15 protein-coding genes are annotated in these 16,771 nt (G+C 69.1%); 6 read left to right on the top strand and 9 right to left on the bottom strand.

The genetic code is table 11. The features are described 5' to 3' along the window. Positions 1-9: 9 nt before the first annotated feature. From HEP81_RS19340 to rpmH, 9 genes are all read right to left on the bottom strand, one after another. The gene (locus tag HEP81_RS19340) at positions 10-627 is read right to left on the bottom strand and encodes a GNAT family N-acetyltransferase (RefSeq protein ID WP_037650400.1); all 618 of its coding nucleotides are present in this window, start codon (positions 625-627) and stop codon (positions 10-12) included. A gap of 197 nt (positions 628-824) precedes the next feature. Further along, complete coding sequence (locus HEP81_RS19335; protein ID WP_037650397.1) at positions 825-1,925, bottom strand: ParB/RepB/Spo0J family partition protein; 1,101 nt, start codon at positions 1,923-1,925, stop codon at positions 825-827. After that, a complete protein-coding gene (locus HEP81_RS19330; RefSeq protein WP_078967115.1) occupies positions 1,922-2,995 on the bottom strand; it encodes a ParA family protein in 1,074 nt (357 codons plus the stop codon). Before HEP81_RS19330 ends, HEP81_RS19335 begins: the two co-directional genes overlap by 4 nt. 298 nt (positions 2,996-3,293) lie before the next feature. Next, positions 3,294-4,010 carry a 16S rRNA (guanine(527)-N(7))-methyltransferase RsmG gene (rsmG, locus tag HEP81_RS19325; protein WP_037650391.1) on the bottom strand — a complete coding sequence of 239 codons (717 nt, stop codon included), beginning with the start codon at positions 4,008-4,010 and terminating at the stop codon, positions 3,294-3,296. A gap of 118 nt (positions 4,011-4,128) precedes the next feature. Next, positions 4,129-4,641 (bottom strand): Jag family protein, encoded by a 513-nt coding sequence (locus tag HEP81_RS19320; RefSeq protein WP_037650388.1) that lies wholly within the window; start codon positions 4,639-4,641, stop codon positions 4,129-4,131. Positions 4,642-4,656: 15 nt separating this feature from the next. After that, complete coding sequence (yidC, locus tag HEP81_RS19315; protein WP_037650387.1) at positions 4,657-5,985, bottom strand: membrane protein insertase YidC; 1,329 nt, start codon at positions 5,983-5,985, stop codon at positions 4,657-4,659. A 3-nt stretch (positions 5,986-5,988) separates the two neighbouring features. Continuing rightward, on the bottom strand, positions 5,989-6,363 hold the full coding sequence (yidD, locus tag HEP81_RS19310) for a membrane protein insertion efficiency factor YidD (RefSeq protein ID WP_037650386.1): 375 nt from the start codon (positions 6,361-6,363) through the stop codon (positions 5,989-5,991). Next, complete coding sequence (gene rnpA / locus HEP81_RS19305) at positions 6,360-6,731, bottom strand: ribonuclease P protein component (RefSeq protein WP_078967093.1); 372 nt, start codon at positions 6,729-6,731, stop codon at positions 6,360-6,362. The genes yidD and rnpA overlap by 4 nt, the downstream gene beginning before the upstream one ends. Before the next feature lie 21 nt (positions 6,732-6,752). Beyond that, a complete protein-coding gene (gene rpmH, locus HEP81_RS19300) occupies positions 6,753-6,890 on the bottom strand; it encodes a 50S ribosomal protein L34 (RefSeq protein WP_003975051.1) in 138 nt (45 codons plus the stop codon). Between the two features lie 362 nt (positions 6,891-7,252). Here rpmH and dnaA point away from each other — a divergent pair, with 362 nt between their 5' ends. The 6 genes from dnaA (at position 7,253) to gyrB (ending at position 16,731) form a co-directional block, all read left to right on the top strand. Continuing rightward, entirely contained in the window at positions 7,253-9,253 is a 2,001-nt protein-coding gene (gene dnaA, locus HEP81_RS19295; RefSeq protein ID WP_078967092.1) for a chromosomal replication initiator protein DnaA, read from the top strand. Positions 9,254-10,330: 1,077 nt separating this feature from the next. Continuing rightward, positions 10,331-11,461, top strand: a complete 1,131-nt coding sequence (gene dnaN, locus HEP81_RS19290; protein ID WP_037650381.1) for a DNA polymerase III subunit beta — start codon at positions 10,331-10,333, stop codon at positions 11,459-11,461. A 183-nt stretch (positions 11,462-11,644) separates the two neighbouring features. Continuing rightward, a complete protein-coding gene (gnd, locus tag HEP81_RS19285; protein ID WP_037650380.1) occupies positions 11,645-12,520 on the top strand; it encodes a phosphogluconate dehydrogenase (NAD(+)-dependent, decarboxylating) in 876 nt (291 codons plus the stop codon). An 86-nt stretch (positions 12,521-12,606) separates the two neighbouring features. After that, positions 12,607-13,728 (top strand): DNA replication/repair protein RecF, encoded by a 1,122-nt coding sequence (gene recF, locus HEP81_RS19280; protein WP_037650379.1) that lies wholly within the window; start codon positions 12,607-12,609, stop codon positions 13,726-13,728. Next, on the top strand, positions 13,725-14,261 hold the full coding sequence (locus HEP81_RS19275; protein ID WP_037650377.1) for a DciA family protein: 537 nt from the start codon (positions 13,725-13,727) through the stop codon (positions 14,259-14,261). The genes recF and HEP81_RS19275 overlap by 4 nt, the downstream gene beginning before the upstream one ends. A gap of 421 nt (positions 14,262-14,682) precedes the next feature. After that, on the top strand, positions 14,683-16,731 hold the full coding sequence (gene gyrB, locus HEP81_RS19270; protein ID WP_037650806.1) for a DNA topoisomerase (ATP-hydrolyzing) subunit B: 2,049 nt from the start codon (positions 14,683-14,685) through the stop codon (positions 16,729-16,731). Positions 16,732-16,771: the final 40 nt, after the last annotated feature.

Here is a 16,771-nt window from a genome sequence, read left to right as displayed (position 1 = left end):
CTGTGTCCGCTACAGCGGCCGCAGCACCGGTTCCTTCTGCACCGCACCCAGCAGCCGGTCGATCGCCATCTCGACGTCTTCCTTCCAGGAGAGCGTCGACCGCAGTTCCAGCCGCAACCGGGGATGCAGAGGATGCTGCCGTACCGTCTTGAAGCCCACGGCCAGAAGATGGTCCGCCGGCAGCAGACAGGCGGGCTCCTTCCAGCGGGCGTCCCCGAATGCCTCTATGGCCTTGAAGCCCCGGCGCAGCAGATCCTTGGCCACCGTCTGCACCAGCACCCGGCCGAGCCCCTGTCCCTGATAGCCGGGCTTGATGAAGGCCGTGATCAGCTGGACGGCGTCCGGTGACACCGGGCTCGTGGGAAAGGCGGCCGAGCGCGGGACATAGGCGGGAGGGGCGTAGAGCACATAGCCCACCGGTGCGTCATCGACATAGACCACGCGGCCGCAGGAACCCCAGTCCAGCAGGACGGCGGAGATCCAGGACTCCTTCTCCACGGCGGCCGTGCCGCCCTTGACCGCCGCCTCACCGCTGACGGGGTCCAGCTCCCAGAAGACACATGAGCGACAGCGTTGGGGAAGGTCCTGAAGGTTGTCCAACGTGAGCGGCACCAGCCGACGCCCCATGAAGGCCCTTCCTCGCTTCCCTCACCGGCCGCCGCGGCGCGAGCGGCCGTTCGAACACTGCGTTCCCTGAGCACTCGCATCGTATCCACCATGCGATTCGCTCGATACCGCCGCAAAGCAAAGAGCGGGCCGTGTTCCGGTACACACCGGACACGCCCGCTCTTCGCCTGACCCCAGGGGGTCGATGGGTCCAGGGATCAGTCGTCCTGGTCCTCTTCGGCGCTCTCCTGAAGGTCGCTCGGCAGGACCCGGCCCTCGCCCGGGGCGAGGGTGCCCAGGATCCGCTGGAGGTCATCAATGGAGGCGAACTCCACGGTGATCTTGCCCTTCTTCTGCCCGAGGTCGACCTTCACCCGGGTCTCGAAGCGGTCCGACAGCCGGGTGGCCAGCTCGTTCAGCGCGGGGGAGAGCCGGGAGCCGGCCCGCGGCCCCTTGGGGCGCTGCGGCTTCTGCGGCCGGGAGCCCATGAGGGTCACGATCTCCTCGACGGCCCGCACCGACAGCCCCTCGGCCACGATGCGATGGGCCAGCCGGTCCTGTTCCTCCGAGTCCGCCACGGACAGCAGCGCCCGCGCATGCCCGGCGGAGAGCACCCCGGCGGCGACCCTCTTCTGCACCGTCGGCGAGAGCTTCAGCAGCCGCAGGGTGTTGGAGACCTGCGGGCGGGAGCGCCCGATCCGGTCGGCCAACTGGTCGTGCGTGCAGTTGAAGTCCTTCAGCAACTGGTCATAGGCGGCGGCCTCTTCCAGCGGGTTCAGCTGCGCGCGGTGCAGGTTCTCCAGCAGCGCGTCCAGAAGGAGCTTCTCGTCGTCCGTGGCCCGGACGATCGCCGGGATGGCCTCCAGACCGGCCTCACGGCAGGCACGCCAGCGGCGCTCGCCCATGATCAGCTCATAGCGGCCGGGGCCCAGCTGCCGTACGACGACCGGCTGGAGCAGACCGACCTCCTGGATGGAGGTGATCAGCTCGTGCAGGGCGTCCTCGTCGAAGACCTCGCGCGGCTGGCGCGGGTTCGGCGTGATCGCGTCCAGGGGGATCTCGGCGAAGTGGGCGCCCAGCGGAGGCGCGGGCGTCTCCGCGACCGGGGCCGCCGATCGCTCCTCGGCTTCCTGGGAGGGCGAGGGCAGCGTGGCCACCTTCGCCGCGGCCACTCCGCGCTCCGCGGTCAGGACCGGAACGCCCGCGGGAGAGGCGGACGCACCGCCGCCCAACGCGGCCGGTACCGGGTTCTTCTCGACCGGGGCAGGAGGGATCAACGCGCCCAGTCCTCGGCCCAACCCCCTCCGTCGCTCACTCACTGGATCCCCTCCACCATGCTCGGGTCGCTCTGGGCGCCGATATGGGCCTGGCTCGCGTCATAGCTGATGCCAACGCCCCTCAGCGCGATTTCTCGGGCCGCCTCAAGATACGAGAGGGCGCCGCTCGATCCAGGATCGTAAGTCAGCACCGTCTGCCCGTAGCTCGGCGCCTCGGAGATACGGACCGAGCGGGGAATGCTCGTCCGCAGCACCTCTTCGCCGAAGTGGCTGCGCACCTCTTCCGCGACCTGGGAGGCGAGACGCGTCCGGCCGTCGTACATGGTGAGCAGGATGGTCGATACATGCAGGGCGGGGTTGAGGTGCCCCCGCACCAGATCGACATTGCGCAGCAACTGGCCCAGACCCTCCAGCGCGTAGTACTCGCACTGGATCGGGATAAGGACCTCTTGGCCCGCCACCAGCGCATTGACCGTCAACAGGCCGAGCGAGGGCGGGCAGTCGATGAGGATGTAGTCCAGCGGCTGCTCATACGCCTGGATCGCGCGGTCCAGACGGCTTTCGCGGGCCACCAGGGACACCAGCTCGATCTCCGCACCGGCGAGATCGATGGTGGCCGGGGCGCAGAAGAGTCCTTCGACGTCCGGTACGGGCTGGACGACCTCGGCGAGCGGCTTGCTCTCCACCAACACGTCATAGATCGACGGAACTTCGGCGTGGTGGTCGATCCCGAGGGCCGTGGACGCGTTGCCCTGCGGGTCCAGGTCGATCACCAGCACCCGGGCACCGTGCAGAGCCAGCGAGGCGGCAAGATTGACGGTCGTCGTCGTCTTGCCCACGCCACCCTTCTGGTTGGCGACCACCATGACGCGCGTCTGCTCCGGTCGCGGCAGACCTTCGCCGGCGCGGCCGAGAGCCTCCACGGCCAGTTGGGCCGCACGACCGATGGGGGTGTCGTCCATCGGAGGCGGTGTTTCACGTGAAACATCCGCCCCCATCGACTCGGTTCGGGGACCGGGGACCGGATCGGTCATCGGTCCCGCGATGTTGGCGTCGGACCGCAAGGATTCACTCTCCTCGACTTCAGGCTCGCAATAAACAGAGCCTCCCATGCCTTCGGGGTCGTGAACCAGTGAGGCCGGGTCTTCTGTGGAGAAATCCACCTCTGTGGACAACTCCGTGCCCCCTGCGGGGGACGGAGTCGACCTGGCAGAAGAGTCCGAGCCTCCTCTTCCGAGAGAACCGAGGGGCTTCCGGTCGCGGGGTTCGGCCGCGCGGCCGCGACTGATGATGCCGTGCAACAGTGAGCGACGTTTCACGTGAAACAACGATGCACAGCGTCGGCGACCGGGTCCTCGCGACACTCCGTCGTGCGTGGGCGGGCAGCTTGTGGGAGTACGGCCAGTCGGCTCAGCGGCGCCGACGTACTCGGCCCGTGCGCGCGGCCTTCGCCCGCTTGGCGGCGAAGCGCACACCACCGGGGCTCTCGCCGACCTCGACCCGGACCACCGTCGACAGCGGGTCCACGATGCCCTCGCCCACCTGGAGGATCGAGGTCTCCACCGCGCCGAGCTTGCTCAGCGCGGTGGCGGATGCCTTCAGCTCCTCCTCCGCGGTGTCGCCCTTGAGGGCCAGCATCTCGCCGTACGGGCGCAGCAGCGGGATCCCCCAGGTGGCCAGGCGGTCCAGCGGGGCCACGGCGCGGGCGGTCACCACATGGACCGGCGCCAGCTTGCCCAGAACCTCCTCGGCACGTCCCCGTACGACGGTGACATGGTTCAGGCCGAGCAGCTCGACGACCTCGGTGAGGAAGTTGGTGCGCCGCAGCAGCGGCTCCAGCAGGGTGATGTTGAGATCCTCACGGACCAGGGCCAGCGGGATGCCCGGCAGTCCGGCGCCGGAGCCCACATCGCAGACCGTCACGCCCTCGGGAACGGCCTCGGAGAGCACCGCGCAGTTCAGGATGTGCCGCTCCCACAGGCGGGGGACTTCCCGCGGGCCGATCAGACCACGCTGCACGCCCGCCTCCGCGAGCAGCTCCGCGTAGCGCACCGCATCGGCGAAGCGATCACCGAATACTTCGCGCGCCTGCTCGGGCGCGGGGGGAAGCTCCGCTGCCTCCGTCACGGGGACCGTCCTTCCGTACAGCGCCGGTGCTTCGCGCACCGGCCACCAGAACTACCAGGCTGACAAAGTTCGGCCCCGCCTGCTCAACAGACGGGGCCGGTGGAACAAGGGGGGCCGATCAGGCGGGCAGCACGACGACGAACCGCTGCGGTTCCTCGCCCTCGGACTCGCTGCGCAGCCCGGCGGCCTTGACCGCGTCATGTACGACCTTGCGCTCGAAGGGGGTCATCGGCGGCAGCTTCACGGGCTCACCGGAGCTCTTCACATCGGCGGCGGCCTTGGCGCCCAGCTCGGACAGCTCGGCCCGCTTCTTGGCCCGGTAGCCGGCGATGTCCAGCATCAGTCGGCTGCGGTCACCGGTCTCCCGGTGCACGGCCAGACGCGTCAGCTCCTGAAGCGCCTCCAGCACCTCGCCGTCACGGCCGACCAGCTTTTGCAGATCCCGGCCGCCGCTGTCGCTGATGATCGACACGGCGGCCCGATCGGCCTCGACATCCATGTCGATGTCGCCGTCGAGGTCGGCGATGTCCAGCAGACCCTCCAGGTAGTCCGCCGCGATCTCGCCCTCCTGCTCCAGGCGGGAGAGGGTGTCTGCACCCTCGGCAGCGGCGGAGGTGGTGCCTTCCGTCACGGGCTGGGCTCCTTCTTACTTCTTGGACGGGGACTTGGGCCGCTGCGAGCCGCCCTTGCGCTGGCCGCTCTGGGCCTTGCTGCGGGCGCCCGTGCCGGGCTTGGAGCCCTGCTGGGCAGCGGTGGGCTTGCTGTCCTGCGGCTGGTCGGTCTCCTCCGACGAGTCGGCCTGCTCGGAGGAGGCGGACGTCTCAGCGGAGTCGGACTTCTCCAGGGACGGAGAGTCGCCCGGCTGCTTGGCCCCGCCGGACTGACGCTGGGCCTTGCTCTGACGCTTGGGCTGCTGGCGCCGCGCGGCGGCACCGGCGGTGGCGGTGGTCACGCCGTCCTCGGCCTGCGCCTCGGTCTCGGTCGCCACGCTCTTCACCACGGTGCCGTCCGCCTGGGCGGCGAGGCCGGCCTTGTTCAGGGAGTTGATGAACTTGCGCTCGAACTCGTTGCGCTCGCGGCCCTTGGCGACGATCGCCTTGATGATCGCCTTCTCGCTGCGGCGGCCGACCTTGCCGTGGTGCGTGACGTGCTTGGTCAGGCGCTCCAGGTACGCGGCCTGGGCCTTGGAACCCGGGGTCGGGTTGTTGCGGATGACGTACATCTGCTGGGCCATGGTCCACACATTGGTGGTCAGCCAGTAGACGAGGACACCGACGGGGAAGCGGATACCGAAGAAGGCGAACATGATCGGGAAGACGTACATCAGCATCTTCTGCTGCTGCATGAACGGCGTCTTCACCGTGGTGTCGACGTTCTTCGTCATCAGCTGGCGCTGCGTGTAGAACTGCGACGCCGACATCAGGACGATCATGATCGCGGTGACGACGCGGACGTCGGTCAGCGAGGCGCCGAGCTTCTGCACCGTGTCGGCGCCGTCCAGGAACTTCGCGGCCAGCGGGGCCCCGAAGATGTGCGCCTGGCGGGCGCTGGCGAGCTGCTCGGCGTTGATGTAGCCGATCTTGGTGCCCGACGCGATGCCGTTGAGCACGTGGTACAGGGCGAAGAAGAACGGGGACTGCGCCAGGATGGGAAGGCACGAGGAGAGCGGGTTGGTGCCCGCCTCCTTGTACAGCTTCATCATCTCTTCGGACTGACGCTGCTTGTCGTTCTTGTAGCGCTCCTGGATCTTCTTCATCTCAGGCTGGAGCGTCTGCATCGCACGCGTCGCCTTGATCTGCTTCACGAAGAGCGGGATCAGGCAGATGCGGATCAGGATCACCAGGGACACGATGGACAGGCCCCAGGCCCATCCGGTGTTGGGGCCGAAGATGGCGCCGTACACCGCGTGGAACTGGACGATGACCCAGGAGACGGGCCAGGTGATGAAACTGAAGAGGCTGGCAATCGTGTCCACTAATCATGCTCCTTGGGCATGGGACGAGGTCTCTGCGGCCGGGCTCGGAGGAAGCTCCGAGACAAAGTCCTCGGGCTTCGCTTCGGTGGCCGGTTCGGCGGCGGAGGACCCGCCCCGGCGTGCGCGCCAGGCGTCGCGCAGCATTTCGTGCCACCGCGGACGCTTGCGCGGCGGGACATGGTCCACGCCACCCAGCGACCACGGATTGCACCGGAGGATGCGCCAGGCGGTGAGTGCCGTGCCCTTGATCGCACCATGCCGGTCGATGGCCGTATAGCCGTAATGGGAGCACGACGGGTAGTACTTGCACACCGGCCCCAGCAGTGGACTGATCGTCCACTGGTACAGCTTGATCAGAGCCAGCAGCGGGTACTTCATCGCGTGCCCCCTCCCAGTAGCCGCCGTAGGGCGGCATCCAGGTCTTGGGCCAGCTGTGCATGGTCGGCGTCGCCCGCCCCGGGCAGCGCTCGTACCACTACCAGGCTACCGGGGGGAAAGAGTGCGACTCGGTCACGCATCAGATGACGCAGTCTGCGCTTCACTTTGTTGCGCACGACCGCGCCACCCACGGCCTTGCTGACGACGAAACCCGCACGCGTCGGAGGAGCGCTCTCCCCAGGCGCGTGCGGGTCCGTGGCACCGCTACGAAGGTGGACGACGAGAGTCGGGCGACCAGCCCGGCGGCCTCGTCGTACAGCGGTCGCGAAGTCCTCGCGCCGCCTCAGCCGGTTCTCGGTGGGCAGCACGATGTCATGACCTGACCGGGATCAGGCGGACAGACGGGCGCGACCCTTGCTACGGCGGGTCGCCAGGATGGCGCGGCCGGCACGGGTCCGCATACGCAGCCGGAAGCCGTGGGTCTTCGCGCGACGACGGTTGTTCGGCTGGAAGGTGCGCTTGCTCACTCGGGGGCTCCAGAAAGATTCGGTAGTGGCGGGGTGCCGTCCTGGCTGTCACCGTGCGCCCACGAGTAGCTCGCGTCACGCCCGATTGCACCGCTTCCCGATCACCTGACGCGATCTGTGCCCATCGGAGGCAGGCGGCAGCAGCCATCGACAACTCGACCTGGTTACGGTACGCGGGGCTACGCCATCCGGTCAAACCGAGTGTCGCTGGGAGACACTGTCCACAGGCTGGGGACAACAACTTGAACCCTACCGGCCCCGCTGACTACCGTGACTGGACTCCGATTCGTTCTTTTGTCCCCCGCCCCGGCGGGTTTGCCCCGCCGACCACCCGAAATTCATCCCGTGAGAGAGCGTGCCCTGTGGCTGACGTACCTGCCGATCTTGCCGCAGTGTGGCCACGCGTGCTGGAGCAACTGCTCGGGGAGGGCCGCGGACAGGGTGTCGAGGTCAAGGACGAACACTGGATCCGCCGCTGCCAGCCGCTCGCGCTGGTCGCGGACACCGCTCTGCTCGCCGTACCGAACGAATTCGCGAAGAACGTACTGGAGGGCCGTCTCGCCCCGATCGTCAGCGAGACGCTGAGCCGTGAGTGCGGCCGCCCCATCCGTATCGCGATCACCGTCGACGACTCCGCGGGCGAGCCCCCGGCCCCGAGCACGCCGCAGCCAGCCCCCTCGCGCTACGAGGAGCCGGAGCTGCCCTCAGGCCCGTCGTACGAGGGCTACGGCCGGCACCGCGCGGACCAGCACCCGGGCGGCGAACCGTCCTCGCGCGGCGACCAGTTGCCCACCGCGCGTCCGGCCTACCCCGGCGAGTACCAGCGTCCGGAGCCCGGCGCCTGGCCGCGCGGCGGACAGGACGACTACGGCTGGCAGCAGCAGCGGCTCGGCTTCCCCGAGCGCGACCCGTACGCCTCGCCGTCCTCCCACGCGCACCCGCAGGACCCCTACGGGTCGCCGGTCCACGACTACCGCCAGCAGGGCATGGACCGGTCGCCGTACGAGCAGCGGGGCGGCGAGTACGACGGCCCGCGCGACCGGGACCGCGGGGACCGCGAACGGGGTGAGCGCGGGGAGTACGAGCCCTCGCGCCCCGACTACGACAAGCCGCGCTCCGAGTACGAGCGGTCCGACTACGACCGCTCCGACTACGAGAACTCGCGCACCGAGTACGACCAGCGCGACCCGGTCCGCCGTGAGCTGCCCGAGCAGCCGATGGGCCCCGGGCCCGCGCACCGCGGCGGGACCGGGCGGCCGGACAACTCCCCGGCGGGGACGTCAGGACCGCAGGCCGCCAAGCCCGGGCCCGCGAGCGGTCCCGGTGAGCCGACGGCGCGGCTGAACCCGAAGTACCTCTTCGACACGTTCGTCATCGGCGCGTCCAACCGGTTCGCGCACGCGGCCGCGGTGGCGGTCGCGGAGGCACCGGCGAAGGCGTACAACCCGCTGTTCATCTATGGGGAGTCGGGGCTCGGCAAGACCCATCTGCTGCACGCCATCGGGCACTACGCGCGCAGCCTCTACCCGGGCACCCGGGTGCGGTACGTGAGCTCGGAGGAGTTCACCAACGAGTTCATCAACTCCATCCGCGACGGCAAGGGCGACAGCTTCCGCAAGCGGTACCGCGAGATGGACATCCTGCTCGTGGACGACATCCAGTTCCTCGCGGACAAGGAGTCGACGCAGGAGGAGTTCTTCCACACCTTCAATACGCTCCACAACGCCAACAAGCAGATCGTGCTCTCCAGCGACCGGCCGCCCAAACAGCTGGTCACCCTGGAGGACCGGCTGCGCAACCGCTTCGAGTGGGGCCTGATCACTGACGTGCAGCCGCCCGAGCTGGAGACGCGGATCGCGATCCTGCGCAAGAAGGCGGTCCAGGAGCAGCTCAACGCGCCGCCGGAGGTGCTGGAGTTCATCGCGTCCCGGATCTCACGGAACATCCGTGAGCTGGAGGGCGCGCTGATCCGGGTGACGGCGTTCGCCTCGCTCAACCGGCAGCCGGTGGACCTGGGACTCACCGAGATCGTGCTCAAGGACCTGATCCCGGGCGGGGAGGACTCCGCGCCGGAGATCACGGCCTCGGCGATCATGGCGGCGACCGCGGACTACTTCGGGTTGACCGTCGAGGACCTGTGCGGGACGTCGCGGGGGCGGGCGCTGGTGACGGCCCGGCAGATCGCGATGTATCTGTGCCGGGAGCTGACGGATCTGTCGCTGCCGAAGATCGGCGCGCAGTTCGGCGGGCGGGACCATACGACGGTCATGCACGCCGACCGGAAGATCCGTGCGCTGATGGCGGAGCGGCGGTCGATCTACAACCAGGTGACGGAGCTGACGAACCGGATCAAGAACGGCTAGCCGCCGGTCTCGGCCGGCGTCTCGCCGAGGGCGTCTTCGGGACTGGGGTCTCGGGGGCGCCTTTTCGTATGTGCGGGCTTCTGAGGGGGCACGGGCGTCCGGGGCGGGGCGCGCACACCGGCGCCGACGGGTGCCTCCCCCGGAGGCGATGCCGACGTCACCGGAGCGCTCGGGGCCCCTCAGCAGAGGTTTCAGCCGCCCGTTCCCAGCCGCCCTGTGACGGCCGCGGCCGCCGTCGGCACGGCCGGAGCGGCCCGGTCGCGGCCTCCGTGGCGGTCCGCCCGGCATCGCGGTCGCCACCGCGGTCGTCATCGACTGTTCGATTTCTCGTCGGGTTACGGCCGCCCTCCACAGATTTGGGGACTTTCTTTCTTCCACATGGTGGGGATGGTGGAGTTGTCCCGAGCTGTGTCCACAGGGAGGGCGGGGAGATCACGTCGGCGCAGCTCAGGTGGCTGTGGAATCGTGGATGACGGTGGTCCACAGGCTGTGGACGACGAGATGATCCACAGGGTGTGCAGAAAGTTGTCCACCGACAACCCACAGGCTGGGGGCGGTTGTCCCCAGTGTGGCGCGGCTTCTCCACATGGCTGTCCACTGTTCGGCAACGCGACGCACTCTCTCACCGCGTCGAGTGAAAGGCGTCACACAAAGGTGCCGGGTTGGGGTGTGGGAAACCTGGGTATTCCTGGGGACACAGCTGGGGAGAACTGCCCTCGTCCTGTGGGCGAGGTGTGCAGAACTTTCTGTTCTCCACAGATACCCCGGGTTGTCCACCGCCTCCATGCACAGGCCCGGTGGACAAAAAACACATGCTGAGCTGGGCAAACGTGGTTATCCACGGTATCCACAGGCCCTACTACTACTCCCAACTAGAGAGAGCTCGGAAATCGCTTTGAAGCGGGGGCTGTGCACAACTCGCTGTTTCGAGCCCGACTGCCGCTCGGTCCGACTTGACCCCGACGGGCACCTACTGTCAGTGCGGTGCGTCAGACTGGTCCCCGGTGTCCTGCCCTTCGCAGTGGGCGGTGACACCGAGTCGGAGGACTCAGAAGCAACAGCAGGAGGCGGCTTACGGTGAAGATCCGGGTGGAACGCGACGTACTGGCGGAGGCAGTGGCCTGGGCGGCACGCAGCCTGCCTGCCCGTCCGCCGGCGCCTGTGCTCGCCGGCCTGCTGCTGAAGGCCGAGGAAGGCCAGCTGAGCCTGTCGAGCTTCGACTACGAGGTGTCCGCTCGGGTGAGCGTCGACGCCGAGGTCGAGGAGGAGGGCACCGTCCTGGTCTCCGGCCGGCTGCTCGCCGACATCTCCCGTGCGCTGCCCAACCGGCCGGTGGAGATTTCCACAGACGGTGTACGGGCGACCGTGGTCTGTGGATCGTCCCGCTTCACGCTGCACACCCTCCCGGTGGAGGAGTACCCGGCGCTGCCGCAGATGCCGAACGCGACCGGCACCGTGCCCGGCGAGGTCTTCGCCGCCGCCGTGTCCCAGGTGGCCATCGCCGCGGGCCGCGACGACACGCTGCCCGTGCTCACCGGTGTGCGCATCGAGATCGAGGGCGACACGGTGACCCTGGCGTCCACCGACCGCTACCGGTTCGCGGTCCGCGAGTTCCTGTGGAAGCCGGAGAACCCGGAGGCGTCCGCGGTCGCCCTGGTGCCCGCCAAGACGCTGCTGGACACCGCCAAGTCGCTCGGTGCCGGGGACAGCGTGACGCTGGCCCTGTCGGGCTCCGGCGCGGGCGAGGGCCTCATCGGCTTCGAGGGCGCCGGCCGGCGTACGACCACGCGACTGCTCGAGGGCGACCTGCCCAAGTACCGGACGCTGTTCCCGACCGAGTTCAACTCGGTCGCGGTGATCGAGACGGCGCCGTTCGTGGAGGCCGTCAAGCGCGTCGCGCTGGTGGCCGAGCGGAACACCCCGGTGCGGCTGAGCTTCGAGCAGGGCGTGCTGATCCTGGAGGCCGGCTCCAGCGACGACGCACAGGCTGTGGAGCGGGTCGACGCGCAGCTGGAGGGCGACGACATCTCGATCGCCTTCAACCCGACGTTCCTGCTGGACGGTCTGAGCGCGATCGACTCGCCGGTGGCGCAGCTGTCGTTCACGACGTCCACGAAGCCCGCGCTGCTCAGCGGCAAGCCGGCGCTGGACGCGGAGGCGGACGAGGCCTACAAGTACCTGATCATGCCGGTGCGGCTCAGCGGCTGATCGCGGCCGACCGTCGTCCACAGGTGTGCACGGTGCCGGGCGTCCGCGAGGGCGTCCGGCACCGCCGCCCGGTGGCGCCGGATGAGCGCCGGAGCCCACAACTGTGCGTGAGCGGGGCCGTTTAGGCTCGGGGCGGCACTCCCGTGCCCCAGACGCCAGCAGCGACCCTAAGGAACACAACTGATGGAGCTCGGTCTCGTCGGCCTCGGCAAAATGGGCGGCAACATGCGCGAGCGGATCCGCCGCGCGGGCCACACCGTCGTCGGATACGACCGCAACCCCGATGTCGCGGATGTCCACAGCCTGGAAGAGCTTGTGGGCAAGCTCAGCGCCCCGCGCGTGGTGTGGGTGATGGTCCCGGCCGGCGAGCCCACCCAGTCGACCGTCGATCAGCTCGCCGAGCTGCTGGAGCCGGGCGACGTGGTCGTGGACGGCGGCAACTCCCGCTGGACGGACGACGAGAAGCACGCCGGGGAACTGGCCGCCAAGGGCATAGGTTTCGTGGACTGCGGCGTTTCCGGCGGCGTCTGGGGCCTGGAGAACGGGTACGCGCTGATGTACGGCGGCGACGCCGAGCACGTCGCCCGGGTGCAGCCGGTCTTCGACGCGCTCAAGCCGGAGGGCGACTTCGGCTCGGTGCACGCCGGCAAGGTCGGCGCGGGCCATTTCGCGAAGATGGTCCACAACGGCATCGAGTACGCCATGATGCAGGCCTACGCCGAGGGCTGGGAGCTGCTGGAGAAGGTCGACTCCGTCACGGACGTCCGTGAGGTCTTCCGCTCCTGGCAGGAGGGCACCGTCATCCGCTCCTGGCTGCTCGACCTCGCGGTGAACGCCCTGGACGAGGACGAGCACCTGGACGACCTGCGCGGTTACGCCCAGGACTCCGGTGAGGGACGCTGGACCGTGGAGGCCGCGATCGACAACGCGGTGCCGCTGCCGGCGATCACCGCGTCGCTGTTCGCGCGGTTCGCCTCCCGCCAGGAGGACTCGCCGCAGATGAAGATGATCGCCGCGCTGCGCAACCAGTTCGGCGGCCACGCCGTAGAGAAGAAGTAGTCCAGGGGGTCGCCCCGCGGCCCACAGCCCGTTCGACCCACAGCGCGTTCGTCGCGCGGAAGCGGAAGGAGGCCGGCGCACCGCCCATGCACGTCACGCATCTCTCGCTGGCCGACTTCCGCTCGTACACGCGGGCCGAGGTCCCGCTCGACCCGGGCGTCACCGCCTTCGTCGGGCCCAACGGCCAGGGCAAGACCAACCTGGTGGAGGCGGTCGGCTATCTGGCGACCCTGGGCAGCCACCGGGTCGCCTCCGACGCGCCCCTGGTGCGCATGGGCGCCGAGCGCGCCGTCATCAGGGCGCAGGTCCGCCAGGGCGACCGGCAGCAGCTGGTCGAGCTGGAGCTGAACCCCGGCCGTGCCAACCGCGCCCGGATCAACCGGTCCTCGCAGGTCAGACCCCGGGACGTACTGGGCATCGTACGGACCGTGCTGTTCGCGCCCGAGGACCTCGCCCTGGTGAAGGGCGACCCCGGGGAGCGGCGCAGGTTCCTGGACGAGCTGATCACCGCGCGCTCCCCGCGGATGGCCGGGGTGCGCTCCGACTACGAGCGGGTGCTCAAGCAGCGCAACACCCTCCTGAAGTCCGCGGCGCTCGCGCGCAGGCACGGCGGCAGGACCATGGACCTGTCCACGCTCGATGTGTGGGACCAGCACCTCGCGCACGCCGGTGCCGAGCTGCTCGCCCGCCGGCTGGATCTGATCGCCGCGCTGCGGCCGCTGGCCGACAAGGCGTACGAGCAGCTGGCCCCCGGCGGCGGCCCGCTCGCGCTGGAGTACAAGCCGTCCGCGCCCGGCGAGGCCCACACCCGCGAGGACCTGTACACGCAGCTGCTGGCCGCCCTGGCCGAGGCGCGCAAGCAGGAGATCGAGCGGGGCGTCACCCTCGTCGGCCCCCATCGGGACGACCTGGTCCTGAAACTCGGCCAGCTGCCCGCCAAGGGCTACGCCTCGCACGGCGAGTCCTGGTCGTACGCCCTCGCCCTGCGCCTCGCCTCGTACGAGCTGCTGCGCGCCGAGGGCAACGAGCCCGTTCTCGTCCTGGACGATGTCTTCGCCGAGCTGGACGCGCGCCGCCGCGAGCGGCTCGCCGAGCTGGTCGCGCCCGGCGAGCAGGTGCTGGTCACCGCGGCCGTGGACGACGACGTCCCGCATGTGCTGGCCGGGGCGCGGTACTCCGTCTCGGGTGGGACCGTGGAACGCGTATGAGCGGCGAGAAGGACAGCTCGGGCAAGAGCGGCGAGCCCTCGGGTGTGGACCTCGCGCGCGTGGCGTTGCGCGCGGCGAAGGAGCAGGCCCGGGCGCGCGGTGACGCGGCCCGGCAGAAGAAGCAGGCCCGGCGCGGCGGCGGGCTGCGGTCCGGGGCGCGGGCCGACGGCCGCGACCCGATGGCGCTCGGTTCGGCGATCAACCGGCTGATCACCGAGCGCGGCTGGGAGACCCCGGCGGCCGTGGGCGGGGTGATGGGCCGCTGGCCGCAGATCGTCGGCGAGGACCTGGCCAAGCACTGTGTGCCGCAGCGCTACGACGAGGACGAGCGGGTGCTCGTGGTGGCCTGCGACTCCACGGCCTGGGCGACCCAGCTGCGGCTGCTCGCCCCTGCCCTGGTCGCCCGGCTCAACGAGGATCTCGGCCATGGCACGGTCCGGCTGATCAAGGTGCACGGCCCCGGTGGCCCGGACCGCCGCTACGGCCCGCTGCGGGCCCCGGGAAGCATGGGTCCTGGCGACACCTACGGGTGACGTACCTCACTTCGCGTCCTCTCGTCACCCCCCTCTGGCCTGCGGGTTTGCCCTGCGCGCGCCCGTGTGCGCACGGGCGCGGGACGCGTACTGACCCTGGAGTAGCCAAGGGTTGACGGCTCGAAGCTCTGAGTGCCGCTGTGAGGCTCTTGGAGCCCCCTTCCGTATATCGGTACCCGGCCGAGACCGGTTCAGGGCGGCACATGGGGACTCAGGTACCGGCAAACCCCCATCGATGTCAGCGCTACCGGTAGACTGGAAGCCAATCCCGCCCCAATGTGGGGACCGCCCGGGAAAAGCTGAGCAACGCTGATCAAGGCTTACCAACGCAACATGCCGCAGCCGCTCCGGCAGCCGTCCCCCACCGGGGGTGCCCCCAGGAGCCCGGCTCGTGCTGTGCCAGTGCCAGAAAGGGCGCTTCGTGGCCGATTCCGGCAACCCCAACGAGAACATCCCGTCCACCGACGCCGGCGTGAACGCCGAGGCCCCGGCCTCGACGGCTTCTTACGACGCCAGCGCCATCACCGTGCTCGAAGGGCTGGACGCGGTCCGCAAGCGGCCCGGCATGTACATCGGCTCCACGGGCGAGCGCGGACTGCACCACCTGGTGTACGAGGTCGTCGACAACTCGGTCGACGAGGCGCTGGCGGGTTACGCGGACCTCATCGACGTGACGATCCTCCCCGACGGCGGCGTCCGCGTCGTCGACAACGGCCGTGGCATCCCGGTCGGCATCGTGCCGTCCGAGGGGAAGCCGGCCCTGGAGGTCGTGCTGACCGTGCTGCACGCGGGCGGCAAGTTCGGCGGCGGCGGCTACGCCGTCTCCGGCGGTCTGCACGGCGTCGGCGTGTCCGTCGTGAACGCCCTGTCCGGCAAGGTCTCCGTCGAGGTCAAGACCGACGGGTACCGGTGGACGCAGGACTACAAGATGGGCGTGCCCACCGCCCCGCTGGCCCAGCACGAGGCCACCGAGGAGACCGGTACGTCGGTCACCTTCTGGGCCGACCCGGAGATCTTCGAGACCACCGAGTACTCCTTCGAGACGCTGTCCCGGCGCTTCCAGGAGATGGCCTTCCTCAACAAGGGCCTGAACATCAGGCTCACCGACGAGCGCGAGTCGGCGAAGGCCACCAGCGGCGCGGACGAGGCGGGCGCGGACGAGAAGGCCGAGGTCAAGTCGGTCACGTACCACTACGAGGGCGGCATCGTCGACTTCGTGAAGTACCTCAACTCCCGCAAGGGAGAGGTGGTGCACCCGACCATCATCGACCTGGAGGCGGAGGACAAGGACAAGAGCCTGTCCCTCGAGGTCGCGATGCAGTGGAACAGCGGCTACAGCGAGGGTGTGTACTCGTTCGCCAACATCATCCACACGCATGAGGGCGGCACCCACGAGGAGGGCTTCCGCGCCGCGCTGACGTCGCTGATCAACAAGTACGCGCGCGACAAGAAGCTGCTCCGGGAGAAGGACGACAACCTCACCGGTGACGACATCCGCGAGGGTCTGACCGCGATCATCTCGGTCAAGCTCAGCGAGCCGCAGTTCGAGGGCCAGACCAAGACCAAGCTGGGCAACACGGAGGCCAAGACCTTCGTGCAGAAGGCGGTCTACGAGCACCTGAACGACTGGCTGGACCGCAACCCGAACGAGGCCGCGGACATCATCCGCAAGGGCATCCAGGCCGCCACCGCGCGTGTCGCGGCCCGCAAGGCCCGTGACCTCACGCGGCGCAAGGGCCTGCTGGAGTCGGCGTCCCTGCCGGGCAAGCTGTCCGACTGCCAGTCGAACGACCCCACCAAGTGCGAGATCTTCATCGTCGAGGGTGACTCCGCCGGCGGTTCGGCCAAGTCCGGCCGCAACCCGCAGTACCAGGCGATCCTCCCGATCCGCGGCAAGATCCTGAACGTGGAGAAGGCCAGGATCGACAAGATCCTTCAGAACCAGGAGATCCAGGCGCTGATCTCCGCCTTCGGCACGGGTGTGCACGAGGACTTCGACATCGAGAAGCTCCGCTATCACAAGATCATCCTGATGGCGGACGCCGACGTCGACGGCCAGCACATCAGCACCCTGCTGCTGACCTTCCTGTTCCGCTTCATGCGGCCGCTGGTCGAGGCCGGGCACGTGTACCTCTCCCGCCCGCCGCTCTACAAGCTCAAGTGGGGCCGGGACGACATCGAGTACGCCTACTCGGACCGCGAGCGCGACGCGCTGATCGAGATGGGCCGCCAGCGCGGCAAGCGGGTCCGCGAGGACTCGATCCAGCGCTTCAAGGGCCTCGGCGAGATGAACGCCGAGGAACTGCGCGTGACCACGATGGACCAGGAGCACCGTGTGCTCGGCCAGGTCACCCTGGACGACGCCGCCCAGGCCGACGACCTGTTCTCGGTGCTGATGGGCGAGGACGTCGAGGCACGCCGCCAGTTCATCCAGCGCAACGCCAAGGACGTCCGCTTCCTCGACATCTGAGTCGGTCTCAGCTGACCGCACAGGGAAGGATCTTCACCAG

Source organism: Streptomyces griseofuscus (genome assembly GCF_014673495.1).
GTDB lineage: Bacteria > Actinomycetota > Actinomycetes > Streptomycetales > Streptomycetaceae > Streptomyces > Streptomyces murinus.
The sequence above is the reverse complement of the archived record's forward strand: the minus strand, read 5'-3'. Positions and strand labels throughout refer to the sequence as shown.

Excerpts from the sequence above, each read along its gene's own strand:
- HEP81_RS19340 (WP_037650400.1), bottom strand. The coding sequence starts at position 627 with ATGGGGCGTCGGCTGGTGCCGCTCACGTTGGACAACCTTCAGGACCTT.
- HEP81_RS19330 (WP_078967115.1), bottom strand. The coding sequence starts at position 2,995 with ATGGGAGGCTCTGTTTATTGCGAGCCTGAAGTCGAGGAGAGTGAATCC.
- yidD (WP_037650386.1), bottom strand. The coding sequence starts at position 6,363 with ATGAAGTACCCGCTGCTGGCTCTGATCAAGCTGTACCAGTGGACGATC.
- gnd (WP_037650380.1), top strand. The coding sequence starts at position 11,645 with ATGGAGCTCGGTCTCGTCGGCCTCGGCAAAATGGGCGGCAACATGCGC.
- recF (WP_037650379.1), top strand. The coding sequence starts at position 12,607 with ATGCACGTCACGCATCTCTCGCTGGCCGACTTCCGCTCGTACACGCGG.
- HEP81_RS19275 (WP_037650377.1), top strand. The coding sequence starts at position 13,725 with ATGAGCGGCGAGAAGGACAGCTCGGGCAAGAGCGGCGAGCCCTCGGGT.